Annotated in this window: 21 protein-coding genes; 8 read left to right on the plus strand and 13 right to left on the minus strand. The window is 60.6% G+C overall.

Features of this window, described 5'->3' with window-relative positions:
• The first annotated feature begins 212 nt into the window (after positions 1–212).
• Together MEFOE_RS08790 and MEFOE_RS08795 are read left to right on the plus strand one after the other, a co-directional pair.
• Positions 213–521: a Fic family protein gene (locus MEFOE_RS08790; protein WP_067051196.1), complete on the plus strand. Its 309-nt coding sequence runs from the start codon at positions 213–215 to the stop codon at positions 519–521.
• Between the two features lie 529 nt (positions 522–1,050).
• Positions 1,051–2,811, plus strand: coding sequence for an ABC transporter ATP-binding protein (locus MEFOE_RS08795; protein ID WP_067051198.1), 1,761 nt, complete (start codon positions 1,051–1,053; stop codon positions 2,809–2,811).
• A 71-nt stretch (positions 2,812–2,882) separates the two neighbouring features.
• On the opposite strand, the gene MEFOE_RS08800 is transcribed toward MEFOE_RS08795, so the two are convergent.
• The 5 genes from MEFOE_RS08800 to MEFOE_RS08820 form a co-directional block, all read right to left on the minus strand.
• Complete coding sequence (locus MEFOE_RS08800) at positions 2,883–3,626, minus strand: class I SAM-dependent methyltransferase (RefSeq protein WP_067051200.1); 744 nt, start codon at positions 3,624–3,626, stop codon at positions 2,883–2,885.
• A gap of 37 nt (positions 3,627–3,663) precedes the next feature.
• On the minus strand, positions 3,664–4,620 hold the full coding sequence (locus MEFOE_RS08805) for a hypothetical protein (protein WP_067051203.1): 957 nt from the start codon (positions 4,618–4,620) through the stop codon (positions 3,664–3,666).
• A gap of 19 nt (positions 4,621–4,639) precedes the next feature.
• A complete protein-coding gene (locus tag MEFOE_RS08810; RefSeq protein ID WP_067051207.1) occupies positions 4,640–5,878 on the minus strand; it encodes a hypothetical protein in 1,239 nt (412 codons plus the stop codon).
• Between the two features lie 157 nt (positions 5,879–6,035).
• Positions 6,036–6,593, minus strand: a complete 558-nt coding sequence (locus MEFOE_RS08815) for a YeeE/YedE thiosulfate transporter family protein (protein WP_067051210.1) — start codon at positions 6,591–6,593, stop codon at positions 6,036–6,038.
• 5 nt (positions 6,594–6,598) lie between these two features.
• A complete protein-coding gene (locus MEFOE_RS08820; protein WP_067051213.1) occupies positions 6,599–7,117 on the minus strand; it encodes a YeeE/YedE thiosulfate transporter family protein in 519 nt (172 codons plus the stop codon).
• A 99-nt stretch (positions 7,118–7,216) separates the two neighbouring features.
• Here MEFOE_RS08820 and MEFOE_RS08825 point away from each other — a divergent pair, with 99 nt between their 5' ends.
• The 4 genes from MEFOE_RS08825 (at position 7,217) to MEFOE_RS08840 (ending at position 15,046) form a co-directional block, all read left to right on the plus strand.
• Positions 7,217–10,888, plus strand: coding sequence for a bifunctional RecB family nuclease/DEAD/DEAH box helicase (locus MEFOE_RS08825; protein ID WP_067051216.1), 3,672 nt, complete (start codon positions 7,217–7,219; stop codon positions 10,886–10,888).
• A gap of 110 nt (positions 10,889–10,998) precedes the next feature.
• The gene (locus MEFOE_RS08830; RefSeq protein ID WP_328585450.1) at positions 10,999–11,841 is read left to right on the plus strand and encodes a ParA family protein; all 843 of its coding nucleotides are present in this window, start codon (positions 10,999–11,001) and stop codon (positions 11,839–11,841) included.
• A gap of 18 nt (positions 11,842–11,859) precedes the next feature.
• Positions 11,860–14,256, plus strand: a complete 2,397-nt coding sequence (locus MEFOE_RS08835) for a methyl-accepting chemotaxis protein (protein ID WP_083523403.1) — start codon at positions 11,860–11,862, stop codon at positions 14,254–14,256.
• A gap of 1 nt (position 14,257) precedes the next feature.
• A complete protein-coding gene (locus MEFOE_RS08840) occupies positions 14,258–15,046 on the plus strand; it encodes a CheR family methyltransferase (RefSeq protein WP_067051222.1) in 789 nt (262 codons plus the stop codon).
• Here MEFOE_RS08840 and MEFOE_RS08845 read toward each other — a convergent pair.
• Positions 15,031–15,531 (minus strand): hypothetical protein, encoded by a 501-nt coding sequence (locus tag MEFOE_RS08845; RefSeq protein WP_067051225.1) that lies wholly within the window; start codon positions 15,529–15,531, stop codon positions 15,031–15,033. The two genes, MEFOE_RS08840 and MEFOE_RS08845, sit on opposite strands and share 16 nt — an antisense overlap.
• Positions 15,532–15,637: 106 nt before the next feature.
• The gene (locus tag MEFOE_RS14485; RefSeq protein ID WP_235809597.1) at positions 15,638–16,036 is read right to left on the minus strand and encodes a hypothetical protein; all 399 of its coding nucleotides are present in this window, start codon (positions 16,034–16,036) and stop codon (positions 15,638–15,640) included.
• Between MEFOE_RS14485 and MEFOE_RS08855 the strand changes: the two genes are divergently transcribed.
• Complete coding sequence (locus tag MEFOE_RS08855) at positions 16,030–16,629, plus strand: hypothetical protein (RefSeq protein ID WP_067051228.1); 600 nt, start codon at positions 16,030–16,032, stop codon at positions 16,627–16,629. The two genes, MEFOE_RS14485 and MEFOE_RS08855, sit on opposite strands and share 7 nt — an antisense overlap.
• A gap of 76 nt (positions 16,630–16,705) precedes the next feature.
• Positions 16,706–17,884, plus strand: coding sequence for a hypothetical protein (locus tag MEFOE_RS08860; protein ID WP_067051231.1), 1,179 nt, complete (start codon positions 16,706–16,708; stop codon positions 17,882–17,884).
• Between the two features lie 1,316 nt (positions 17,885–19,200).
• Here MEFOE_RS08860 and MEFOE_RS08870 read toward each other — a convergent pair.
• The 6 genes from MEFOE_RS08870 to MEFOE_RS08895 are packed head-to-tail and all read right to left on the minus strand — an operon-like array spanning position 19,201 to position 24,679.
• Positions 19,201–20,199 (minus strand): ligand-binding sensor domain-containing protein, encoded by a 999-nt coding sequence (locus MEFOE_RS08870; RefSeq protein ID WP_153015923.1) that lies wholly within the window; start codon positions 20,197–20,199, stop codon positions 19,201–19,203.
• A 26-nt stretch (positions 20,200–20,225) separates the two neighbouring features.
• Entirely contained in the window at positions 20,226–20,717 is a 492-nt protein-coding gene (locus MEFOE_RS08875) for a chemotaxis protein CheD (RefSeq protein WP_067051240.1), read from the minus strand.
• Between the two features lie 10 nt (positions 20,718–20,727).
• Positions 20,728–21,348, minus strand: a complete 621-nt coding sequence (locus MEFOE_RS08880) for a chemotaxis protein CheC (RefSeq protein WP_067051243.1) — start codon at positions 21,346–21,348, stop codon at positions 20,728–20,730.
• A gap of 10 nt (positions 21,349–21,358) precedes the next feature.
• Entirely contained in the window at positions 21,359–23,287 is a 1,929-nt protein-coding gene (locus MEFOE_RS08885) for a chemotaxis protein CheA (RefSeq protein WP_067051245.1), read from the minus strand.
• Complete coding sequence (gene cheB / locus MEFOE_RS08890; RefSeq protein ID WP_067051248.1) at positions 23,280–24,314, minus strand: chemotaxis-specific protein-glutamate methyltransferase CheB; 1,035 nt, start codon at positions 24,312–24,314, stop codon at positions 23,280–23,282. Before cheB ends, MEFOE_RS08885 begins: the two co-directional genes overlap by 8 nt.
• A gap of 2 nt (positions 24,315–24,316) precedes the next feature.
• Positions 24,317–24,679, minus strand: coding sequence for a response regulator (locus MEFOE_RS08895; protein WP_067051250.1), 363 nt, complete (start codon positions 24,677–24,679; stop codon positions 24,317–24,319).
• Positions 24,680–24,689: the final 10 nt, after the last annotated feature.

Here is a 24,689-nt window from a genome sequence, read left to right on the forward strand (position 1 = left end):
ATCACTTCCTTATGAGAGGCGGGGGATCGGCAGAAGAAAAGGGAGGTCGCAACCCTGCACTCCCTGGTGTGTCTGATCAAATCATCTCAATATTGGCGGAAGTATTAGCGAAGATTGGCGGATCGACTACAATAGTTCTGCCTGGAATCCAACATCGGCAGGCTATGGTGTGATATTTTAACACCTGTACGGGAGAACGATTGGAGACGGGGATGCCATTGAGACCCGGGGACTGGACGACACTCCTCCTTGACCGCTTCACCATGTACCTGGCAGAGCCCCTGACCGTTGACGTCGCCAGGGGAGCAACCGAACAGGTAACCGAACAGGTACGACGGTTTCTCCTCTGCCTGGAGGCAGGACCGCGGGGACGGCGAGAAGCCATGTACTGCCCTGGCCTGAGTCACCGCCCCACATTCCTGTACGATTATCTGCAGCCTGCGATGCCGGCAGGACCCGGCCAGACACGGAAATACCGGATGACGCCGAAGGGCAGGGCGGTGGTGGCCACAGGAAAGTGAGGAGGGCATCAGGTGATCGAACCGGGAAACGTCCCCGGGCGATCATCCCCGATAGGGCAACCCCCTCCGTCCCGAAAAACGTTCAATCCCGCCTCCTTTTCGGCTGTATCCCTTATCTCCCAGGGACGCAGGGCGGGCATCCGAACAGGCCGAACCCGTCTCTCCGATCTCAAAAATGAACAATATTCATTGCTTATATCGCCCTCCTGCGCCTGTCGGTCCCGCGGAGGAGGGAACACCCTGCCCCCTCACCGCCCTCCGGCCTGGGGTCAGGGGGAGGGGCGGGATTTTGGGGGGATTGCGCGACGAAAATGAGAACCATTTAGTCATATCTTCAATTCTAACGCCGGAAAGTCACCCTCCTCATCAGGTCGGTCAGCCTCGCCCACCCCCTCGCGACGGCGGAGGGGTGGGAGGCATTCAGGGACGACCTCGCCGCCGCCGTGCGGGCAGTCTGCCCCCGCCCCTGACAATTATATATGCGGACGGCCCATACGGGCACATCCACGCCCCCCGGAGAGGAGGAGAGATGAGAGACACCCTGGGCCGCGGCATCGCCTTTATGCGGGAGGTCCTCGCCGCCCCGCAGAAGACGGAGTTTCGGTACCGCGACCTCCGCTTCTTCCTCAGGTACGCAAAGCCCATCCGGAGACTCGGGGCCGCAAGCCTCCTCGGCACCCTCGTCCTCGTCGGCCTGCGGGCGGTCATCCCCCTCTCCGGCAAGGTCTTCCTGGACTACCTGGTGCCGGGCGCCGGCGCCCCTCCACCCGCGTTCCCGGTCCCCCTCTCCCTCCCGACCCTCCTCCTGGCGATGCTCGTCCTCGGCGCCGCCGTCGGGGTGCTCGGCCTCGTCCAGACCTATCTCCTGGTGCGGTTCAGGGAGGAGTACACCTTCGGCCTCCAGGCCGACCTCTTCGACCACGTCCTCCGCTTCCCCCTCTCCTACTTCAAATCCGGCCAGACCGGATACCTGATGTCCCGCATCTCCGGCGACGTCGGGGTCATGCAGTACCTCTTCTCCCAGTTCCTCCCCCAGATCATCTCGAACGTCTTCTACGTCGCCTTCTCCGTGGTCATCCTCTACGCCCTCAGCGCCAGGCTGACCGTCCTCCTCATCGTCTTCACGCCCCTCTTCCTCATCGCAAACCTCCTCTTCCTGGGTCGGATCCGCACCGTCACCTACCAGGAGAGGGAGAGGGAGGCCCATGTCTCGCGGGACCTGCAGGAGGTGCTCGCGGGCATCGAGACGGTGAAGGCCCATGCCGCCGAGGAGAGGGAGGTCGGGCGGGTGGTGGCGACCCTGCGGGGCGTGGTCAGGATGCGGGTCAGGAACGCGATGCTCGCCTCCCTCTCCGGCCAGTCCCTCCTCGGCACCGAGTTCCTCCTCCTCCTCGCCGTCGTCTGGGTCGGCGGGCAGGAGGTCATCGAAGGGGCGATGACGATCGGCGGCTTTGTGGCGTATATCGCGTATATCGTGACCTTCTCGGCGGCCGCACGGACGTTCTTCTCCCTCCCGGTCGTCCTCCAGCCCGTCGTCACCTCGGCAGAAAGGCTCCGCGAGATCTTCGGGACCGAGGAGGAGGCGGGCGGACTCGTGCCCGACGCCGTCGAGGGGAGGATCGCCTTCGAGGGCGTCTCCTTCTCGTACCCCGACGGCACGGAGGTGTTGCGTGACGTCAGCTTCACCGTCGGGCCGGGCGAGGTCGTCGCTCTCGTGGGGCGGACCGGCGCCGGGAAGACGACCCTGATCAACCTGGTCCTGGCGTATTATGCCCCGACGGCCGGCACGGTCACCCTGGACAGCCGCGACCTCGCAGACCTCGACCCCCGCTGGGTGCGGGGCCAGGTCTCCGTCGTCTCGCAGGACCTCTTCCTCTTCCACACCTCTGTCGAGGAGAATATCAGGTACGGGAGGCCCGAGGCCGGGAGAGAGGACATCGTTGCGGCCGCACGGAAGGCGCAGGTCCACGACGAGGTCCTGGGACTCCCGCAGGGCTACGAGACTGTCGTCGGGGAGAGGGGGATGCAGCTCTCGACCGGGCAGAGGCAGAGGATCGCGGTGGCGCGGGCGTTCCTCCGGGACAGCACGATCCTGGTCCTGGACGAACCGACCTCTGCCCTCGACGCCCTGACCGAGGAGAGACTGCAGGCGTCCCTTGCCGACCTGGCGGAGGGCAGGACGGTGGTGCTGATCACGCACCGGACATCCCTGCTCGCCCTCGCCGACCGGGTGTACGCGATCGAGGACGGCCGCCTGGTGGAGAGGGCCGCGGCCGGCGAGGCGGCGTGAGAAAGAATTTGCTGTTCCGTTTTTCCCTTTAACAGGAGTTGACGGTAAAAAAATCGTCTCGGGGTCTTCCCTCACCCCTGCATCACGAAGAAGGTATACCCGTACTCCGTGCCGTGCGCCCGGTACACCGCGATCTCCCTTTTGAGATTTCCGACCAGTTCGTCCGCATCCGGGTTGCCGGCGTACTCGGCAGAGAACTCTTCGAGCCTCGCCTCCAGGGGGCGGTAGTACTCCTCCAGCCAGGCCTCTTCAGGGAGGCGGAAGGAGCCGAGGAGGTCGAGACCAGAGGAGGCGATGATCCTCGCCACCCCCTCCTCGGTCTTTATCGAGGGGTCGACATCTTCCCAGAAGGCCTTCGTCTCGGCCGACGGCGCGGCGGTGAACCAGACCGCATCGGAGACGGCCATATATCCGCCGTCCTTCAGGAACTCTTTCCAGTACGGGAGCCCCTTCTCAAAGCCCATGATGAAGATCGAGCCCTCGGCCCAGATGAGGTCGAAGGAATTTTTTTCGAAGGGCAGGTCGTCCATCGAGGCCCGGACCGTCCTGATGCGGTCGGCGACCCCTGCCTCTTTCGCCCTCTCCTCCAGGGTGGCGAGGACAGGCGGGTGGATGTCGACCGCCGTGATCCTCGCCCCCGGGCAGAGTCGCGCCAGGGCGAGGGTCTGCGTCCCGGCCCCGCACCCGATATCCAGGACCTCGGGCCTTTCGGGGAGGTCTGTGATCATGCGGAAGGCGCGGGCCGTGCTCTCGTCGTTGCCCGGCCCCTGCCTGGGGAGGGTCTCGAAGAGGCGACAGATAAGGGAAATGTCCATAGAGGAGGTGAAACCCCCTCATTCAAACTGTTTGTGGTCAGACCAGAATGTCCAGGACGAACTGTTTCGAACCGTCGATCCCGTGGACCGCGACGGCGACGCTCACCGGCGTGCCGTTGTTCATGACCGCCGTCCCCTTCCAGGCGGCCCGCGACCCCTCGGCGGCCTGCAGTCCGCCGGCAGGGTCGACCGAGACGTCAAGGCCGCTCGCGGCAGCGGCGGAGGCGTTCGAGACCACGACACCGTTCAGATAGACCGAGAAGGGGGGGTCCGCAAGAGCGGAAGCGGAGGGTATGTCCCGGGCGGTGAGGACGATGGCGTCGGGGGCGGTGCGTTCGACCGAGATGACGGTCATACCTATCGCCGCCGAGGGGTGCACCCCGATCATCCCGGCACCGAGCATCAGGTGGGCGACGAGCGGCGGGATGACCATAAGGGCGAGGATGATGAAGGCTGTCGAGCCGATGACCAGCCGCGATGCCCGGGCATTCTCTCCGGGGGTGGCCGTCTTCTCCTGCGAGGAGAAGAGGAGGAGGGCGCCGAGGACGGCAAGGACCGCCATTATCAGGGCCCAGAGGAGGACGGAGGGAGCCAGACGAAGAATGAAGGAAACCTCGTAAATAAGGCCCTCAACCAGATCGGTGCTCCCGCGACTGAGGAGATCTGAGACCCGAGCATAGACCATAATGACAAGGCAGACCATACACCCCGAAACCCCGCCAGCAAAGGCGGCCTGCACCTGGCTCTCGACCTCGCCCCGTTGCAGCGCGACCGCGAGCATCCCACTAAGGAAGAGGGCCAGGATGCTGAGCACGAGTGCATGGAGAGTGCTGACGGTGTCGAAAATGCCGTGGTTGAGACAGATGATTCCATGCCAGCACCACGTATCGGCATACGAACTCAGGAATTTGAGCAGTCCGCCGCAAAGAAGCCCGGCAAGGAGCGAGGCGGGGAGGAGACGTTTGAGGGCCGTGAGTGTCTGTTCTTTTTTCATGATATCACCAGGTGAAGGTTCAGGTTCTGGCCCTCTCCACCGCCGCCCATGCCGCGAAGAGTGCCACCGCTCCTGCAGCGGCGATGCAGACGCCCCGGAGGGTCGAGACGGGGAGGGCGAGTGAGGGGGGAAGGGAGAGGTCGAGCGGGTCCGTCCAGAGGACGAGCACCACGAGGTACGGGAAGAGGAGGGTGCCTGAGAGAAGGACGGCGGGGATGGGCCGTCTCAGCGGGAGGTGACGCGTGAGGAGGAGGAACGGTGCGACCGTCGCAAGGAAGAGGAGGCTGAGTCCCGGAAGGAATGTCAGAAGGCTCAGCAGGGCGTCGAGGAGGGGAGGGGCGTCGAAGTACGACCACCCGGAGATAAAATTCGGCAGGTCCATACGCGTCGACGCCCCCATCAGGGAGGCGGGGACGAGATAGAGGGCGGCGAGGAGGGCGAAAAGGATCAACAGACGCCGCGGCCTGGCCTGCACCTCAGTCTTCACGCCCAGGAAGAGGAGGGCGGCGGCGCACCTGACGATAGGGGGGACGCCTATGTCCGGCATCCTGACCGCCGGTTCGGGATCTTCTCCCGGCGGCCTGACAGCGGACGGGGAGAAGCGTTCCGCGATCAGCGCCTCCAGCGCACCCTCCGGGTCGGGGCCGACGACGTCCCCCTGGGTCCCGTAATAGACGATGAAGAAATCATCTCCATTATCGAACGGCCTCACGTAGGTGAGAACGTACCCCATCGCCGTCTCGTTCGTGAAGAACAAGGCCGGACATACCTGCTCCGCCGCGGCGGCCGGGAGATGGTCGCCGAGGTCGAGAGTCACAGGAGATACCTCGCCGCGGGCGGCCAGCGACTCGAAGAACACCTTCTTCTCGTCCCTGAAGGCCTCTTCGTCGGTGTACCACCACTGGCCGACGACGTACTCCTCGCCTGTCTGCCCCCGCGTGCACACGGCATGGAGGGCGGTCGCGGACCGGGAGGAGAAAGAGAGGAAGGGGCCGTCGTCGACATCCCCCGGGTCCAGGTGAAAGTCGCCCGCACGGGTGTGGACGGTGAAGGGGGATCCCGGCGTGCCCGACCCGTCGGGAATGAACCAGACATGCTTCATAAAAGAGTCGGGGGAGTCGGAGCCGCAGATAAACAGGCCGGGCTCGAAAAAACCCGGGACAAACCAGATGAGGATCATACAGAGAAGGAACAGTCCCATGGCCGCCGCCGGCCGCGGCGTCTGGTCTTCGGATCGGGTGGTCGTGCCTCTTTTCATGTGTATGCTCCGGTCAGGGCCGGTGGGGGGAGAGCGGCCCGGACAGGTACCAGTAATGGAAAATACGATATAAAAAGAGTTCGATATTGATTTTGTAATTATAAAGTTATTTGAAAAATATGATCGGTTTTTACCGGGCCGATCTCCGGGAGGGCCATCACAGCCCGAGCACCTCGAGCCCCCAGAGGATGCCGATCATCACCAGCACGAAGGGGACGACCACCACCCAGGCGTTCACATGGAGATACTCCGGGACCGTCAGGATCTCGTACTCGCCCCTCCCCAGGATGCCGCCGACCAGGCGGGGGTACAGGCGGGCGAAGACGCCGGCGCCGACGACCATCCCGACCATGCCGCCGAAGAGGGCGTCGAGAGCGCCCGCCCCGACCGCACCCGCGACCGTCCCCGGACACCAGCCGAGGACCGCGAAACCGGCGCCGAAGATGAGGCCGCCGATCCCCACCGTCCCGAGGGTCACGTTCTTGCAGTGGATACGCACCATCTCCCTCCCCTTGAGGAGGTAGAAGCCGATCATCCCGACGATCACCGCCGAGAGCATCAGCTTCACCACCGTGAAGTCCCGGAGGAGGAGCTGGCCCATGATGACGTCATAACTGGTGACGCCCCCCTTCTGGAGGAAAAAGCCGAAACCGATACCGATGAGAAGGCCGATCACGACCTGGGCCTTCGTGTTTGCGTGCAGGTCTTTGAGCATCCCCCTCACCCGACCCCGTAGATGACCATCGCCACCGCGATGCCGCCGATGAAGAAGAAGGCCGCCGCGAGCATGCTGTTCACCGAGAGCTGGATCGAGCCGCTGATCCCGTGGCCGCTCGTGCACCCCCCGGCCCAGCGTGAGCCGAAGCCCAGGAGAAAACCCCCGATGAGGGCGACACCGAGGCGGACGAGGGGATCGTCGCCGAAGGTCTCCGCCCAGAGCGGCGGCACCCAGGAGAGGGTGAAGCTCCCGGAGAGCGTCGCCGCGATGAACGCCCCGATGACGATGCCCGGGATGACCATCCAGGTGCCGTCGACGGCCGGGACGAACTTCCTGTAGTACGGGTGCTCCTTCACCGCCTCGCCCCGCACCGCCATCTCGACCATGCCGCTCGTCTTGGCGAAGGCCGTCGAACACCCGAGAGGCCTGTTCGCCAGGAGAAAAGAGAGCACGGCCATCACGCCCACGCCGATCCCCGCGAGGTACGGGGACCACTGGGCTGCCATAAGATAGTCGACCATAGCATCCCCGACGATGCCGTCCCTCCAGATAGAGATGCCGCCTCACCTTCGTCACCCGCCCGCTCAACCTATGTATCTGGCAGGCACAGAGTACAGGCAATGGCCCCCGTCAACCTGAGCCCCTCCCTCATCGCCCGGTATTTTTTCCATGACTGTCCGAGGTTCCTGCGGTACAGCGCGACGCCGCCGGCGCGGAGGCGGGCGGACGGCGTCCCCGACGCCGTCGAGGATAAGAGCATCACCTCCCGCATTCTCACCACGAAGGGCTTTGCCTGGGAGGACGAGGTCGTCGGCAGGCGGATACCGGGCAAGGTGCTCGTCGCCGAAGGGGGAGCGGTCATCCATGAACGCCGGTTCTCCGCGGACGAGAGCAAAAAAATCCTCGCCGCGGTGAGGCCAGGGACAGGGGTCTACCAGTCCACCCTGATCGTCCCGAAGAGGTTCTACGCGAGGTACGGCCTCGACCCCGCGGTCTGCACCTTCAACGAGTGCCGCCCCGACCTTCTCTGGTGCGTGGACGGGGAGGACCGCCCCCTCCTCAGGGTCATCGACCTGAAGGCGACAGACCGGGTGAAGACCTCCCACCGCATCCAGGTCGCCCTGTACAGCCTCATCCTGGAGAGCGTCCTCGCGGAGCACGCCATCGAGAGGGCGGCCGACGGGGCGGCGGCAGGCATCTGGCTCCAGGACGCGGATGCGCCCGAGATGCTTGATATCGGGATGGACACGGACGTCCTCGCCACCTTCCTCGCCCGCGACCTCGGGCCCATCCTCACTGTCCCCCACGCCGACCTCCCCTGGCACCTGAGGCCGGCATGCGAGATGTGCCCCTTCTTCGCCTCCTGCCGGAAGGAGGTGGAGGAAAAAAACTCCGTCTCCCTCCTCCCCGGCCTGACACCCGCGGGACGCCGCTTCCTCCACGAGAGGGCGGGGGTCGAGACCCTCGACGACCTCGACCGCTTCCTCACCTCGCCCGACGCCGACGACGTGGTCCGGACCTGCGGGTCCCTGCGGGGGAAGGGTGAACGCCTCAGGGCACAGGTCGGCGCCCTCAGGGACGGGAAAGTCATCCAACTCGGCGGCACCTCGTCCTCCCTGCCGCGGCCCGAAGGGGTGGGCCTCGTCCTCACCCTCGCCCGCGAACCTGCCGGGAAGAGGGTCTATGCGGCGGGCTTCAGGCGCTTCAAGGGGACGGCGGTGTACGGGACGCCGTATCGGGAGTGGACCGCCGTCGCCCGCACCGGAGACGAGTGTGCAACGGTCGTGCAGGAGTTCGTCCGCGCCCTCGCCACCGAACTGGAGGAGGTCGCACGGTTCAACGTGGGGAAACCCTTCCGCGAACAGAAGTCCCTCCAGACCTATGTCCTCGACGACAGCGAGCGGCGCCTCCTCCTGGAGGCCCTGAAGGGGTGCGACGGCCCCGACGCCGCCCGCCTCCTCGCCTGCTATGCTGGCGAGGGGGAGGCGGCCTTCGTCAGGTACCCGGTCGTCGTCCTCTCCCGCGTCCTCGCCGAGTGCTTCGCCCTCCCGGTCCCGGTCGCCGGCCGCCTCCCCGACGCCCTCGCCGCACTCCTCGGCCCCGACCACCCGGCCTCCTTCAGGCCCTCCTCCCTCTTCTGGCCGGAGACGGGGAACCTCATGAAGAGCGACGCCGTCTATATGGCGTGGTACGAGGGGAAGGCCGAGGCGACATCGTGGATCGAGGGCGAGGTCAGACGGCGCCTGCGGGCCGAAGGCGACCTCCTCGACGCGGTGCGGGACCGCACCACCCCCCACCGCTGGGCCGAGCACTTCTCCTTCCCGGCGCCAACAACCTTCAGGCACCCGGAACTCGCCGACCTCGCCGCCGTCATCAGGGAGGAGACGGCCCTCGACGCCGCCGAGGCACGGCGGGTCCGCTCTCTCCCCCTGAAGGAGGCGGAAAACCTCGGCCTCTGCATCAGGATAGAGTGCCGCGACGGGAGCGGGTGGAACGTCCTCTCCTCCCTCGACGCCGCCACTCTTCCCGACACAGGCGGCATGCCCAGCTACCTCCTCGTCCCCGACACCGCGGAGGGGGTGGAGGCGGCGCGGGCCTTCGACGACACGCCTTACCTCGCCACCACCGTGCCGCCGGGCGGCGATGTTCGCTTCGCCGGGATCGTCGAGACAGAGGAGAGACGGGGCCGGGTGACCGGCCTCACCCTCGCCATCAGGTCGGCACGCGGTCAGGGGACCTTCTCGGCAGGCGACCGCGCCCTCCTCTTCCCGCGGGCGACAGACTTCACCTCGTCGGCCATCCTCTCCGAACTCGAGGACTACGACGCCTCGGACACCAACGACCTCCTCGCCCTCATCAGGGACCCACGCCGCTTCGCCGTCCCCATGGCGCCCCTCTGCACACCCGACCCCGCGGCCCTCGAAGGTCTCACCCCGAGCCAGAGGGCGGCCTTCGCGCAGATCATGGAAAACCGCCTGACCCTGGTCTGGGGGCCGCCGGGCACCGGGAAGACCCATTTCCTGGCAGAGACAATCCAGACAACCGCGCGGGCACGCACCCGGCCCCTCCGCATCGCAGTGAGCGCTCTCACCCACGCAGCGATCGAGAACCTCCTCTTCGAGATCCAGAACGCCGTCACCGGGGACATCACCCTGCGGCTCTCGGTGAACAAACTCGAGAAGACGACAAGCCCGAAGGGGCGCGGCCTCCTCGCGCTCACCCGCGACGTCCTCACCGCCATGACCCGTGTCCCCGACGGCTTCGTCCTCGGCGGGACGGCGAAGAGTTTCCAGAAACACCGCGACCTCCTCCCCGCGTTCGACCTCCTGATCATCGACGAGGCATCGCAGATGACATTCGGCGAACTCGCCCTCCTCCTCCCCCTGATCAGGGAAGGCGGGAGACTCGTGCTCGCGGGCGACGACTGCCAGTTGCCGCCCATCGTGAAGGCGGCGGGCGCCGACCACGAAAAATCGGAGTATCAGGACTCGGTCTTCGCATGGCTGAGGCGGCGGGACACCGGGAGGAGATACACCGCGCAACTCCTGGAGAACTGGCGCATGAACAGCACGCTCTCCCGCTTCCCCGCCGAAACCATCTATGGTCCGGGATACACGCCAGCGACGGCAGAGATAGCGGCCAGGCAGATCATGCGTGCGCCGGCGGACGATGGCCCCTTCGTCGCCTGGGCGCTCGACCCGGCCCACCCCCTCGCCGTCGTCGTGCTCGAAGAGGTGCGGGCCACCGTGGAGAACACCGCCGAGGCCGCTCTGGTGGCAGACCTGACCGCCGCCCTGCGGTCGTCTCTCCTCCAGCCGGGGTCTGAGGAGGTCTACCCCGACACGAAGGCCGGCGACGCCGCCTTCTGGAGCAGGGGTTTGTTCGTCGTCAGCCCGCACCACGCCCAGATCGCGGCGATCAAAAAAGCCCTTGCAGAGAGACGGGGCTGGAAGTCAGAACCCTTTGTGGACACCGTGGACAAGATGCAGGGGCAGCAGTGCGAGGCGGTGGTCGTATCATATGGGGTGAGCGACCCCGAGACCGCCCTCGCCGAGGCCGCGTTCATCTACAGCAGGAACCGCCTCAACGTATCGGTCACCAGGGCACAGGCGAAGTGCATCGTCTTCCTCCCGCGCCCTCTCCTGGAACCATCGTTCGACCTCTTCCAGGACCCTGAGACGGCCGAAGGACTGGACTACATGCTGAAGTTGGTTGCGTTCTGCCGGAGAGAGGGAGAGACAAGGGTATTTTCTCTTCCCGGCTGCGGGAAGGTGTCGGCGTTCAGGGTATGAACAATCCCGATCTGAGGAGAGAAATAGATATTTCCACACAGGTGTCCACAATTAATTGAAAAAATATCTAGGATCAAGGCTCATACAATATACAGACATATATATGAGGATTGAGAATTCTCATAAGAGGTGAAAGGATCTCGCGCATCGCATTTGCCCATCATAAGGGAGGCACCGGCAAGACGACGTCATGCCTCAATATAGCCGGGTATCTCCAGACATCGGGCCGGAGTGTGCTTGTCGTCGACTGCGACCCGCAGGCGAATGCAACCTCGGGCCTCGGCATCGTCCCGGGATCGACTGAAAAGACCGTCTACGATCTTTTCATGAGGCGGTTCGACGACTATCCCGACGTCTCGCCCGCGGAGGTCATCGTCCAGACAGCGTCGGGCATCGACCTCCTCCCCTCGTCCCTCGACCTCGTCGGCGCGGAACCCTACCTCTATACCATCGATGACCGGGCGTCTGTCCTGAAAGACGCACTCGACGAGATCGCAGACCTGTACGATATGGTCCTCATCGACACCCCGCCGAGCATGGGCCAGCTCGTCATCAACAGCCTTGTCGCGGCGGACCACGCGATCGTCACGCTGGACCCGGGGGTCTTCTCTCTCGGGGGTGTCAGTACCATGAAGACGATATTCCAGGACATCCAGACCTGTGCAGGCGGGACTGTCCGCCCGGAGATCGCGATCATCGGCCCGGGAAGCAGAGAGTCTGCTCCACGGAAAGGATTTTTTTCTTCGTTCTTTCACCGCCTGTTCCCGGCCGATGAAGATGGCGGGATCGAGGCCGAGGTCGCAAAGACTTTCCTGCGGGTCGAGAAAGTGCCGTACTCTCCCGAAATCCCGATGGCCCAGAAAGAAGGTGTCCCCATCTCCCACTACGCTCCTGCCTGCCCCGCGGGGCGCGTGTACCGGAATATCGCGGCCTTTGTCGAAGGCTGGAACTGAGGGGCTGTCTCAAAGGTGATGAAGATGATCTCAGGTAAACCAGGAAGAATGGCATTGTTTGCCGCTCCGGCGGCGATACTCGGCACAGACAACGACCAGATCGAGGAGACAGGGCAACAGATTGGTGAGAGTATCCGCCCCATCCTCGATGCGCTGAACAGTGCACTGGCCGGAGACCCGTCGGCCTCCCTCCAGGGGAAAGAGGTCCCCGAGTCCCTCTCTGAACTCGGGACGGCCGTCGAAGAGGCGATCGCACACATACACGATAGCGAGGCCGAGATCGAGAGGGCCCGGAAGGAGAGCGAGGCCGAGATCGAGAGGGCCCGGAAGGAGCACGAAGCGGCGATCGCACGTCTCCACACGGTCGAGGAAGAGACAGAAAAGGCCCGGAAGGAGCATGAGGCAGAGATCAAAAAGGTGAGAGAGGAGCGCGAAGCGGCGATCGCACGTCTCCACGAGGTCGAGGAAGAGATCGAGAAGGCTGGAAAGGAGCGCGAGGAAAGGATCGAGACGATCAGAAAAGAACATGCCGAGATCCTCGACGGCAAAAATGCCCTTGAGGCCGGGATGAAGGTCATCTTCGGCGAGAACCCGATGCCGATGGTCCTCGTCGACCGCGACCTCAGGGCCCTCGACCTCAATGACGCCTACTGCACCCTGATGGGCGACACCCGCGACCACCTCCTCAGGGGGACAGGGAGAAAGATCGCGATCAAGCGCCTCTCCGGCGAGGATAACGACGCCGTCTTCTACCGCGGAAAAAAGACCCGCTCCATGCTCGAAGTCACGGTCGGCGAGGCGAAAAAGACCGTGGAGGAGTACGGCATTCCCATCGCCGGGAAAACAGGACGGACCGAGAAGGCCCTCTTCGTCTTCTACGACATGACCGAGACGAAAAACGCCGAGGCAAACCTGAAGGAAGAGATGGCGAAGATCAAGGACCTCCAGATCCGTTCCCAGACCATCGTGGACGAGAACCCCATGCCCATCCTTCTCCTCAACCCGAAATTCGACGTCGTCGCTGCAAACGAGGCATATGCCTCGATGGCAGGGATCAGGAAGGACACCCTGATCGGCATGAGCGCTCGCTCGTTCCGGATCCTCGACCAGAAAGGAGAGGGCCTGAAGGGGGCAATTCAAAAGAAAAAGCGGTGTTACGGTGAAGTCACCGTCGAACTCCCCTCGGGCGTGCACATCCTCGAACAGTACGGCATCCCGATCTATGGCGGCAACGGCAACCTGACCGACCTGATCGTCGTCTACAACGACATCACCGAGCGCCACAAAGAGGAGGAAACGATCAAGGCGCTGATGGCCGAAGCCGAAGAACGGGCAGAACAGTTCGAGAAGAATGCCAGAGAGTTGGGCGAGGTTATGGAGAAGGTCGCGCGGGGCGACATCTCGCAGGAAGCCGCGATCGGCGACGGCGACCTCCTCGCCAGAGTGAAAGAGGACTACAACAGATCTCTTGCAAAGTTCAGGGAGATCCTCGGCGACGTCAACAGCGCCGTTGCCATCGTGGCGTCGACCTCCAGGGACACGAGCCGCGGGGCCGCCGACATCGGGAAGGCCACCGAACAGGTCGCCCTCGCCACCCAGCAGTCCTCGGAATCGACACGGTCGCTCCTCCAGGAGATCGAAGAGATCAGGCAGCAGGTCACCGACCTGTCGGCCTCCATCGAGGAGATCGCCGGGACAACGCAGGAAGTGATGAACCAGGCCGTTGCTTCCTCAGAGGCAGGCCGCGAAGGTGCGGAGATCGGAAAAGTCGCGTGCAAGAAGATGGAGGTTGCCAGTGCCATCTCTGAGCAGAGCGTCAGCGAGATCAACGACCTCAACACCAAGATGCATGAGATCACAAAGATCATCAAGTTGATCAACGAGATCTCCAACCAGACCAACCTCCTCGCCCTCAACGCCGCCATCGAGGCCGCCAGAGCCGGCGAACACGGGAGAGGATTCTCCGTTGTCGCGGGCGAGATCCGGAACCTTGCCGGGGACTCGAAGCATGCAAGCGAGCATATCGAAGACCTGATCGCCTCGATCCAGAAAGACAGCGAGAAGACCGCGGCGTCCATGCGCTCTTCACATAAGGAGATCCAGGACGGCATCGAGAGCGTCAACGCGGCGATCGCGGCCCTGGCAAAGATCGGTGCCGAGATCGATGCCGCCGCGCGGACGGTCACCGAGATCACCAGGGCCACCGACGCCCAGGCACAGGCGACAAACACCGTCATGGAGATGATCGTCAGGGCCTCGGAAAACACCAAAGAAAACCTTAGCCGGGTGGAAGACATGGCCGCCCTTGCAGAGGAGGTCAGCGCCTCCACGCAGGAGGTCGGGAGCGCCGCCCAGGCACTCACCGGCCTCTCCTCGGACCTGAAGAAGAAAATGGACCACTTTACGATCAACTAATATGGACGACTTTGCCTCACTCAACAGGACCATCGAACGTATCGTCGGCATACGGACATCGCAGTACAAGGAAGACTACATCAAGAGGAGAGTGCTCTCGCGGATGCGGATCTCGGGGAACGAGACCTTCGACGAGTACCACCGCTACCTGATCTCACACGAAGGAGAAAAGGAGGACCTGAGAAACGCCCTCACCATCAACGTCACCGAGTTCTTCCGTGACACAGAGGTCTTCACGGCCGTCGGGCAGAAGGTGCTCCCCGAACTCCTGAAGAAAAAAACCCGGATCAGGGTCTGGTGCGCCGGGTGCTCGACAGGGGAGGAGGCCTACACCTATGCGATGCTTGTGCGGGACCTCACCCTCACTCATGAGATCGACTGCACGATCATCGCCACGGATATCGACAAAATCGTGCTGGAAAAAGCAAAACAGGGCATATACGAGGGACGGTCCCTGAAGAACATGACAGAGTCGCAGATAAAGCGGCACTTCACCCACAGGGAAGACGGGAAATACGAGGTGAAGCCAGAGGTGAAGGCCCTTGTCAGGTTTTCAAACCATGACCTGATGTCGGGCGCCCCGGCCGCACGCTTCCTGGACCTCGTCTCCTGCAGGAACGTGACCATCTACTTCAACGAACAACAGAAGACCGACCTCGCCCTCCTCTTCCACGGTTCCCTCGGGCAGGGCGGATATTATGTGATGGGCAAGACTGAGTATCTCGGCCGGGACGTCGAACACCTCTTCACGCCGTTCGACTCCCTCCAGAAGATCTATGTCAAGGCCTGACCACCACTATTTTTTGGGAGGATGTGCTGGTCGATCAGGACGCGGGCCGGCAGTCTGAAGAAAACAGTGTAGGACTTGCCCGGGTAGACCTCTTTTACGATCCTGAGCGAGCAGTGATCGAGTTCGCCGACAAAGACAGTGTCATAGTGCTTCTCCGCTTCAAGATAATACGCGGTCAGGGATGCAACCGGGTCGCCTCCACCGCTGCTGAGGATATGGTCGGAGAGGAGAGACCCGATGGAAAGAGGGACGTCGACGCATTTGCCGTCAATGACCAGACGGCACTCTGAGGTCTCGATGGTGTGCTGAAGCAGGTACTCGCACTCGATATCGACCCGGTGCGACTCCTGGACAAGCATGGCAACATTCAGAAAATTCAGGAGCATATCGTAAAAATGGGCTTCGTCCTTCCCTTTCCTGATGACCAGGGCCTTCATGGAGAGATCGCGGACAGAGAGTGGGAGTTCGTCCTCGGCCCGAATCAATTTCAGGAGTTCTGCACGTCCGGATATCGTTGAAAGGATCTCATGTAATGCTTTACACTGGCGGTAAAAATCCCTCTGAAAAGGAGAGTCGGGAGAGCCCTGATCTTCAGCCATCATTCTCATCATGAGATGAGACCTCAACCTTTGAGAGTCTTTGCATCATCTCCTTGCGTGTTGCAGCCCTCCGGATCTCTGCAAAAACAACGAAAAAATTCGTGCCAATGACGACAAGGACAAGGATGACACTCATCCCCAGCAGGACCCCCTGTGCAGAGAGGAATGCAGCCCACAGGAGAGCTACAGACGAGATCAGGTACAAAAAGATCCAGGTCCTGAGATCGGGGATTTCCATAAAGAATAAAGAACAGTTATTTTGTATATAGATTTCGATTTTGTCAATTCTGGTCATGGAGACAATACGGGAATAAAGTATATAATCAAAATCATTTGCGAGAAATAGGGGAATATTTTTCTCTCTCAAATGCCGATCTATGATGTATGGCATCAGGAGATCTTCTGAGTGTCGCGGCAGGCGTGGGGATTGTCATCCTCCTTGCCTGTATCACTCATCCGGGCTGGTTTTCCCTCCCTGCGGCACCAGAGGAGACGACCCCGGGTCTGGCGGTCATGACGCCCACCCCGACCCTGCAGATACCGCAGACCCCTGCACCCTCTGTCGAGGTCCAGAGACTGGCATATGTTAAAAATCCTGCCCTGCAATACCAGATCCATCTGATTCCCGAGGACAGTCCGGGCCATCTCGGAGCATCCGATCCTTCCTGGCAGGAGTCCAATATCAGCACCTTCGCATATCTGGAGGAGTCGCGGGGCGGCGCCACCGACACTTTCACCGTGCCCTATCCGCTCTGGAGGATCAACTGCACCCTCGAGGGGGGTAGCAGGCCCGAGTCCGCCGGCATCAGCGTGCTGCTCGTCGACGCAAAGGAGAATAAGATCGTCGACGGGGCAGAGGTCAAAGGGCAGGGCACGGTCATCAAAAATATCGAGGTCTCAGGGAAGCCATTTTACCTGATCATCAAAACACAAAATTCAGATCCCTTCAGGATCACTCTTGAAACAAAGACCCGGTATCTCTGAACAGACGACAGGTCCCTTTCAGGGACAAAAAAATTCATTTCTTAAAATTTAATACGACATATCCGCATCATCTAGTATGCGCGGCGAGATACTCTCTGATGCAATCCAGTACGAGAAGATCGAGATGCTCAGACTGGATTTTTTCGGATATATCGAGAAGAATATCTCCAAAATCGACGATAAACTCCCTGTTTTTTATGGGTATGCTGTTTCTGCACTGGAATCTTCTTTCCCCGATCTTGACGACGAGAGGTACAACGCCTTCATCGACTCGATCTGTTTCAAGATCCTTGACACCCCGGGCCGCGCATCGAACGAGGGACGGATCGAACGAGTGATCGAGAGTGCCACCAGACTGAAAAAAGGGAAAAATCCCCGCGCAGGCCTGGAAATCATCGCAGGCCTGAAACTGATGAAGTCAGGGGACTTCGAGCATGCCATCCCGTACCTGAGAAAGTACCGCTCCCAGGACATTCTGGTCCACACCTCCCTTGCGTTCTGTTATTATGCCCTGTCCCTCAAAGAAGTCGCAGGATTCAAAAATATTCCCCGTGCACCCGGGGAGATGGAACTGCGGGCGCGGGAACAGATGATCGAGATCACCCGCACCCACACAGATGCAGATTCAAACATACCTTTCAAAAACAGCCCGTGGCTTGTGCGCACGTTCTGGTTGATGATCTCCTGTGCCATCGACTGGTTCCCGGGCGAGCGGGCCTTCATCAAGATCGGTCTTCAAAAAGCAAAACGAGACCGGAACCACGAAATGAAAGAGCAGTTTCTGAGAATCGCGCAGACACGTTTTTTTGATGACAGAGAGTTCCTCCAGGAGGCTTTTTACTCTGCCATCGAAGAGGGCGACGGGGGGAGGGCCGCCGGTGTCGTGAAGCAGATGATCCAGCAGTTCCCGGCGAGCGTCGAACCCCTCTACTTCGGGATGCTCCTCTCCCTGCGGACCACCACGCGGTCAGGGTACCAGACATTCAGGAAACAGGCGATAGAGAAGCGTATGCCACCCTATATTATCGGCCTCCTTGACATTGTCTATTCCCTCCTCTCAGAACGCGAGGCCGAGTCATATATCCAGATCAGGGACATGAAGAAAAAATATCCCTCGATGGACTATTACCTGACCCTCATAAATTATCTGGCGCACGAACTCTTCTCAAAAGACGATAAGCAGGTTAAAAAAGCAAAAAAAGCACTGATAGATTCCATAGACGCCTATTGCAGACAGACCCTGAAGACACGGTAAGTCAGGGGCACGTCATCCCTCACATGTCGGATCTTCAGGCACCCTTGACCACCCTCCTCACACCAGAAGAGCAGGCAGGAACACTGATCCATCGCCACTCCCCGGTCATCTTCATCGCTCCCCGGCATCCCTGTGATTACGATGGGGCCGGAAAGACAGAGGAGAGAACGTGAAGAAGGGGGGTGTCGTCTCCGGCGCTTTTTTCGCGAGGGAGTACAGAATAATTTTCCACAGCCAGAGATCTCTATCTTCCGGGTACATTCGGGTGGCGAGATTTTGTTCTTGACGTGCCACCAGGGGTGGGGATGACAAACCCCCGTGTCAGGATCTCTATTCTACCTTCCCGATCCGATTCTGACACAGAGTTCATCCCAGAACTGATCCGAACCTTCATGCACGCCGATGAAAGGACGCACATTCAGTTCTGAAAAATCCAGTTCAGGCGTCTTGTCCGGGGGGTTTCACTCGAAAATCGGCTCTGTAGAAACCATCATGGGAAAGTACTTCCTGAAGCGATAGGGAGAAAAATTCTATTCAGATGTGCCTGGTCCGGGGGCTGCCGCCCCCGGTCCCCCTGCCACGAGGATAGGGGGTGGAGGGCAGTCCCCTCTTCAAAATGCAGGTTTCCCCCTTTGAGGTCCAATCCTCGCGCGGGGGTCCGGGGGCAAAAGTCCCCCGGCTAGATCGTGGGGAAGGCAGTGGATCTGTGTACCTCTTCATAGGATCGGAGTTACATCGGCCGAAGTAGGAGGGTTTACCATGAAAATGATCCCGGGGAACGACTCCCCGGGTTCGCACGGGGCTCTGACTCTCATCGAGCATCCCCTTTCAGAGATGGAATCTCCGCCTTCTGCCTTCCCGGCCCTATCGCACTGCGGGGGTCCGGGGGCAAGGAGAAGACCGAAGGTCTTCGAGGCGTCCCCCGGCGCGAGCGTAGAGGAAGGCACGTTGACCAGCAGATCCCAAAGAACAATTTTCATCCCGTATGCTTGAGCCTGGGGTTCATGCCCGATTCTACAGAGCCCGAAAATCAGAGATTTTCTCACGGTCGCTATCGCTCCCTCCCCCCTACCCCCCATCATTGCGATAGGGGGCGGAGGGCAATCTCCTTCATCAGGATCTCTCTTCCCCGACCCTATCCTGTTTCGGGGGTCCGGGGGCGTCAGTCCCCCGGTGGAGTGGTGGGGGAAGGCAGTGGTTTCGCACGATTCGTCGTCATGGAATTCGGGAAGATATCGACCCGATCAGGATCTTTTCTCCCGATCCCTGCATGAAGAGGTGGGGGAGTGAACGAGAGTATCGGAATATGCTCACATTCAGGAGACCGGAGAGGTCTCCCCCGAAAACAGAAGTTTTCTCGGCCCATCAAAGAAAAATCTGATGCGGTCTGTGGCGGCATCGTCAGGATAATAATACCCTATCGCCGTCGGCGTCGAGAACCAGCACCTGCCGGTGCAGTCCACAAAAACAGTCTTTATGACGTTCGACCAGATGCCGTGGGCCCGGTAGACGTGGTCGAGGACGACGCCGTCCTTCCACTGGAATAGCCCGTGGTCGGTCGCCACCCAGAGAGAACCGTCTGGGGCGGGGCAGACGTCGTTGATCTCACTGACGCCAAGGTCGCCCGGCGCACGGATCGTCGTCTCCAGACCGTCGCCGCCCAGGTGGGCGACACAACTCCTGTTGAAGAGGTAGATCCCGCCGAAGGGATCTGTGACCGCATCCGTAAACCCGGTCACCTGGCGGTCACCGGCAAGGACCGGATAAAACCCGGCACTCCAGTTCTCCCCGACCGCAAAGACGCCATCCACATGGGAAACGCAGTACAGCACCCCGTCGGCAGGGTCAAGGACGAGGTCGTCTAGGGCATAACTCCCCGGGCCGCCATGGAAAGGCTTGAACCAGGTCCATGACCCATTTTCCAGCCTGTGCATCCCGGCATTGTGCGTCTCTATCCAGAGGGCGTCGTCCCAGCGCTGGAGACCGATCACGATAGGGTTCTTGAGTTGCTCCTGGCCGGCTACCACCTCAAAGGCCTGACCATTCATCCGCTGCAGTCCCGCAGGAGTCCCTATCCAGAGCATCCCGTCAGGCCCGTAGGCGACCGAGAGAATAAAATCGGAGATGAGCGCGTCTTTCCTGTACGCAGGAGGATAGTGATAGGTGGTCCAGTTGCCATTATACGACGTCAGGCCCGAGGACGTGGCGAAGACCACCTCACCCTCCGGACCGTTGGTATAATCATTCACCAGATATGTCGAATAGGTCGACGATGAGGGCGGGAAGATCACCAGATCGGCAGACACAGGTGCCACGAGAAGAAGAAAAAACAGGAGGGGAATTACATCTCGGTGCATGTCCCGCTCGCCTTTCTGACCGTGATCTTTCCGTGGTTCTGCGGGAAATACAGCACCGACCGCCCCACCTTCCCGCCGACATCCTCGGAGATGACCGGGATACGGTGTTCCTGCAGGGACATATGGACAGCCTTGATATTCCGATCGCCGATGTTCAGGTTATTGTCATTGAACCCGAACATATTGGCTCCGCCCACCAGTTTTGCCGTGAGCGACCCGTTCCTCGATCCCTGTGCATCCATTCCTTCGAGAAGGACGGCAACAGCCGTATCCGCAAACTTTCCCGGCCGATCCCTGTGGCCTTTGCTTTCAGGCAACATGACATGCGCCATGCCGCCGATAGAAAGACGCTCATTGTGGAGGATCAGGGCGATGCATGAGCCGAGACCGATGGTGGTCATCGGCCCGCTGCCCACACAGTACTCCCCAATCCCGATAACCCGCGCATTCACACCGATAGGCTGAAATTCGACCATCAAAATCCTCTCAGGAAGACTGAGCTGGCGAAGTCAGAGATTCAAGGAGGGTGACAAGGTTTTTGAGCAATGTCAGGTCAGGGAAGAGGAGGAGCGTCCCTTCGATCTCGTTCTGGCCGTTATGAAGGTTCGTCCTGAAGATGACCACTTCGTCCGTATCCTGTGCAACATCCGCAAGGATCGACTGAATGCCTGCATGAGCCATATCCACGCAGAGAGACGGCGGAGACGGCAACATAACGATGCCGAGCAGTTCGGCGGTCGCATCCAGGAACGCCGAAACCATGATGTTCCCCACCTCGATCAGAGCGCTCTGGTCCATGTCATTGATCTCCCGATCCATGTCGTTCATGCCAAGCATCGTATTGGTCAGGCATACCGCCGACTTCTGCGGCATATAGAGAACGACATACCCCTGTCCATGGGCTTCGCCGGTAATCTGGAAGACAACAAGCGCAGCACATTCGTCATCGATAACCGAGTAGAACTTTGAGATGTCGATGATGGAGACCGCCGGTACATCCATCTCGATCTGGCTCATGAGCATCTGGGAAAGGGTGGTCGCGGCATGGGCAGCGCCAATGTTTCCGAGTTCTCCCAGTGCATCCGTCTGTAACGCTGTTAATTGCATACTATGTGCCTCATACTATGGTGTTCACATCAAGGACCGGCACCACTTCGCCGTCACCGGGGATGGTGACACCCCCGACCCCGGGACAACTTCCGACAAGGGCGCTGAGCGGCTTTACGACGACTTCCTGCTGCCCTTCTACGACATTGGCCAGGATCCCGCATTTCTTTGAACGATACTGAAGGACGACAAGGACTTCGCCCGATTGGAAACTGCCGAACATGTCGTCCAGCGTGTAGAGAGGGAGAACCTCGTCTCTGAGGAGGATCACCCGGCTGTTGCCGACCCTGTGAATCCCCTCGCTCTTGAGCATTGCCACCTCGACAACATTCGAGATCGGGATTGCGCACCTCTTTCCATTGATCCTGACCATCATCACCTCGACGATGGCCATGGTGGGCGGCAGGACAAGTTCGAAACAGGTGCCCTTCCCGTGGACAGACTCGACCTTGATAGACCCCTTCAGGGACTCGATCGCCGCCCTGACCACGTCAAGACCGACGCCTCTCCCGCTGATATCGGTGATCGTATCGGCGGTCGAGAATCCCGGGTTGAACAGGACGTCGATGATCTGGTCGTCTGTCAGGGTTGCCGCCTCTTCGGCGGTGTACAGCCCACGGGAAACAGCCTTCTGGCGGACCTTCTCAGAGTTGACCCCGGCACCGTCGTCCTCGATCCTGATGACGACATTGTCGCGGTCACGCCGGGCCGAGAGGCGCACCAGACCCTTTTCAGGTTTTCCGGCCGCTTTCCTCTCCTCGGGGGGTTCGACACCATGGTCGACGGCATTCCTGATCAGGTGGAGGAGGGGGTCGTTGAGGCCGTCCATGACACTCCGGTCAAGTTCGGTGTCGCCGCCCTCGATGACGAACTCGACCTCCTTGTGGTCGTGTTGCGCCACGTCCCTGACAACCCGCGGGAGGCGGTTGAAGATGTGGTTCAACGGGATCATCCTGATGTGCATCATCAGGTTCTGCAGGTCGGCCACAGAGCGGCCCACCATATTCAGGGCCTCGTCAAACTCCTTGATCTGGTTCTTCTGGGCGATCTGCTTGAGACGCCCGCGGTTGATGACAAGGTCCTCGACCAGGTTCATCATCTGGTCAAGGAGGTGAAGATCGACCCTGAGGTTCTTGATCTCCCGTCCCCGTTCATGGTGATCGGATTTCTGGGACGCCTCTTCCGGTTTTTTCTGAGGTTTCTGCACCGGGCGAGGAGCATCCCGGTCAACGGTGACGCCGGCGATGTCGGTCCCGGAGACGGCTGCCCTGAGCGCCTCGGCACCGGCATCGCTCTGGACGACGATCTCGAAGTGGGCCTCGATGTTTCCATTCTCGACCTCCTCCCGGGCAGGTTTCATGGAGACGATCCGGCCGATCTCTTCGATGTTGGAGAGGACGATCATCGCCCTGACGTCCTTCATCGAACATTCGGGGACCAGGTCGACCCCGACGACATACATATCGCCGGACCCGGAGGGAGAGGGTACTTCTTCGGGGTGGGCCTCGTCGACACCGTTGTTTTCTGGTTCGTCGCTAGCCGGCGCGCCGCCATCTCCCCCATTTGTCCAGGCCTCAAGAGACGAGACCAGGTCGTCGATGGAGTTCCCGGTGTCATCGCCCCCACCGTCGATGGATTCGAGGATGTCATCGATCTGGTCGGTACAGGCGAGGAAAAGGTCGATGAGAGGGGCAGACGCCTTCAGCTTCCCGTTTCTGATGAGGTCGAAGAGGTCCTCCATCGAATGACAGAGCTTTTCGAGCTTCATATAGCCCATCGAGGCCGAGGCGCCCTTGATCGTGTGGGCCGACCGGAAGATCTCATCGATCGTTTCCCGGTCTTCGCACTCTTCAAGGGTCAGGAGGGCCTGGGCGATTGTGTCAAGGTTCTCCCGGGATTCTGTTACAAACAGTCCCCTGTACTCTTCCATATCAGACATTTCCCATCTCCATTGTTCGAACCGTCTTCAGTACCTCACGAGGTATATCCGAGAGAGGGAGGACTTTATCGACGCTGTTTCTCTTCAATGCAGAGCGGGCCATCCCATAGACGAGACAGTCTTCCTCTTTGCATACGAATACCGTCCCTCCGGCAGCCTTGACATCAACCGCACCTTCGCCACAGTCGTTCCCCATCCCGCTCAGGACAACCGCGAGCGTATTGCGTCCATAGGTCCTTGCCGCCGATGAGAAGGTCTTGTCAATCGCCGGGCGGACGGCATGGACCGGCGGCGCCGTGGAGTGGACGATCTTCCCTCCGGTTTTCCCCTCTCTGGTGAGTAATGCGGAGATCACGGAGTGGAACCCCGCCTTACAGACGATGACCTCGCCTTTTTTTATGAGATGCCCGTTCTCGGATTCATGTACGGGAAGAGGACAGATCCGGTTGAAACGCTCGGCAAGGGCGGCCGTAAACCCTTCGGGCATATGCTGCGTGATGACGACAGCTGCCGTCATGTCGGGGGAGAGATCTGAGAGGACACGGTCCAGTTGCTGGAGGCCGCCGGCCGACGAACCAAAGAGGACCACATGGGTGGCAAGCTCGTCTGATACGGAGCTGACTTTTTGCGCCGGCCTGATCTCTATCAGATGTCTGATCTTTGCCACAAGTTCTTCTTTCAGGCCACGTACCCGGAAGATGTCCTGCGGTTTCAGCATGAAGTCGTCGGCGCCAAGGCTCAGGGCCAGGCGGGTGTGTTCGGCGTCCTTCGAGGTGAGAGAACTGAGCATCAGGATCTTGGGACGGTACCCGGCACCTTTCAGCCTCTTCAATACCTCGATCCCGCTGACCTTCGGCATCTCGATATCGAGTGTCATGGCATCTGGCCTGAGCTCGTCGATCATCCTGAGAGCCTCCTCGCCATCTGAAGCGGAGCCGACGATCTCTATTCCCGGGGAAGCACTGAGGGTATCCTTCAGTATCGTCCTGATAAAGATTGAATCATCGACAATAAGCACCCGAATCATGATCAAGCCCCAAGGACGTTTTTCACCTCCTCAAGCACTTTCGGCGCCTGGAAGGGCTTGACGATATAGCCTTTCGCACCGGTCTTGACTGCCAGTTTTACCATCTGCTCCTGACCCACCGCGGTACACATCACAATTTTCGCATTCGGATCGGCCGCGCGGATGTTCTTCAACGCGTCGATGCCGTTCATCTTCGGCATGACCACGTCCATCGTAACGAGATCAGGCTTCAGCTCCTGATATCTGGCAATGGCTTCTTCACCGTTTTCTGCTTCGCCAACAATGGTGTGCCCTCCGGAGAAGAGAATGTTCTTCAGGAGAGTTCGCATGAAGAGCGTGTCATCGACGATAAGGATTCTTCCCATGGTCTTCTCA

Origin of the sequence: Methanofollis ethanolicus (assembly GCF_001571385.1) — an archaeon.
Lineage (GTDB): Archaea > Halobacteriota > Methanomicrobia > Methanomicrobiales > Methanofollaceae > Methanofollis > Methanofollis ethanolicus.

Excerpts from the sequence above, each read along its gene's own strand:
- MEFOE_RS08840 (WP_067051222.1), top strand. The coding sequence starts at position 14,258 with ATGGACGACTTTGCCTCACTCAACAGGACCATCGAACGTATCGTCGGC.
- cheB (WP_067051248.1), bottom strand. The coding sequence starts at position 24,314 with ATGATTCGGGTGCTTATTGTCGATGATTCAATCTTTATCAGGACGATA.
- MEFOE_RS08875 (WP_067051240.1), bottom strand. The coding sequence starts at position 20,717 with ATGGTCGAATTTCAGCCTATCGGTGTGAATGCGCGGGTTATCGGGATT.
- MEFOE_RS08790 (WP_067051196.1), top strand. The coding sequence starts at position 213 with ATGCCATTGAGACCCGGGGACTGGACGACACTCCTCCTTGACCGCTTC.
- MEFOE_RS08895 (WP_067051250.1), bottom strand. The coding sequence starts at position 24,679 with ATGGGAAGAATCCTTATCGTCGATGACACGCTCTTCATGCGAACTCTC.
- MEFOE_RS08885 (WP_067051245.1), bottom strand. The coding sequence starts at position 23,287 with ATGTCTGATATGGAAGAGTACAGGGGACTGTTTGTAACAGAATCCCGG.
- MEFOE_RS08820 (WP_067051213.1), bottom strand. The coding sequence starts at position 7,117 with ATGGTCGACTATCTTATGGCAGCCCAGTGGTCCCCGTACCTCGCGGGG.
- MEFOE_RS08810 (WP_067051207.1), bottom strand. The coding sequence starts at position 5,878 with ATGAAAAGAGGCACGACCACCCGATCCGAAGACCAGACGCCGCGGCCG.
- MEFOE_RS08805 (WP_067051203.1), bottom strand. The coding sequence starts at position 4,620 with ATGAAAAAAGAACAGACACTCACGGCCCTCAAACGTCTCCTCCCCGCC.
- MEFOE_RS08795 (WP_067051198.1), top strand. The coding sequence starts at position 1,051 with ATGAGAGACACCCTGGGCCGCGGCATCGCCTTTATGCGGGAGGTCCTC.
- MEFOE_RS08860 (WP_067051231.1), top strand. The coding sequence starts at position 16,706 with ATGCGCGGCGAGATACTCTCTGATGCAATCCAGTACGAGAAGATCGAG.
- MEFOE_RS08880 (WP_067051243.1), bottom strand. The coding sequence starts at position 21,348 with ATGCAATTAACAGCGTTACAGACGGATGCACTGGGAGAACTCGGAAAC.
- MEFOE_RS14485 (WP_235809597.1), bottom strand. The coding sequence starts at position 16,036 with ATGCCATACATCATAGATCGGCATTTGAGAGAGAAAAATATTCCCCTA.
- MEFOE_RS08835 (WP_083523403.1), top strand. The coding sequence starts at position 11,860 with ATGAAGATGATCTCAGGTAAACCAGGAAGAATGGCATTGTTTGCCGCT.
- MEFOE_RS08815 (WP_067051210.1), bottom strand. The coding sequence starts at position 6,593 with ATGCTCAAAGACCTGCACGCAAACACGAAGGCCCAGGTCGTGATCGGC.
- MEFOE_RS08855 (WP_067051228.1), top strand. The coding sequence starts at position 16,030 with ATGGCATCAGGAGATCTTCTGAGTGTCGCGGCAGGCGTGGGGATTGTC.
- MEFOE_RS08800 (WP_067051200.1), bottom strand. The coding sequence starts at position 3,626 with ATGGACATTTCCCTTATCTGTCGCCTCTTCGAGACCCTCCCCAGGCAG.
- MEFOE_RS08825 (WP_067051216.1), top strand. The coding sequence starts at position 7,217 with ATGGCCCCCGTCAACCTGAGCCCCTCCCTCATCGCCCGGTATTTTTTC.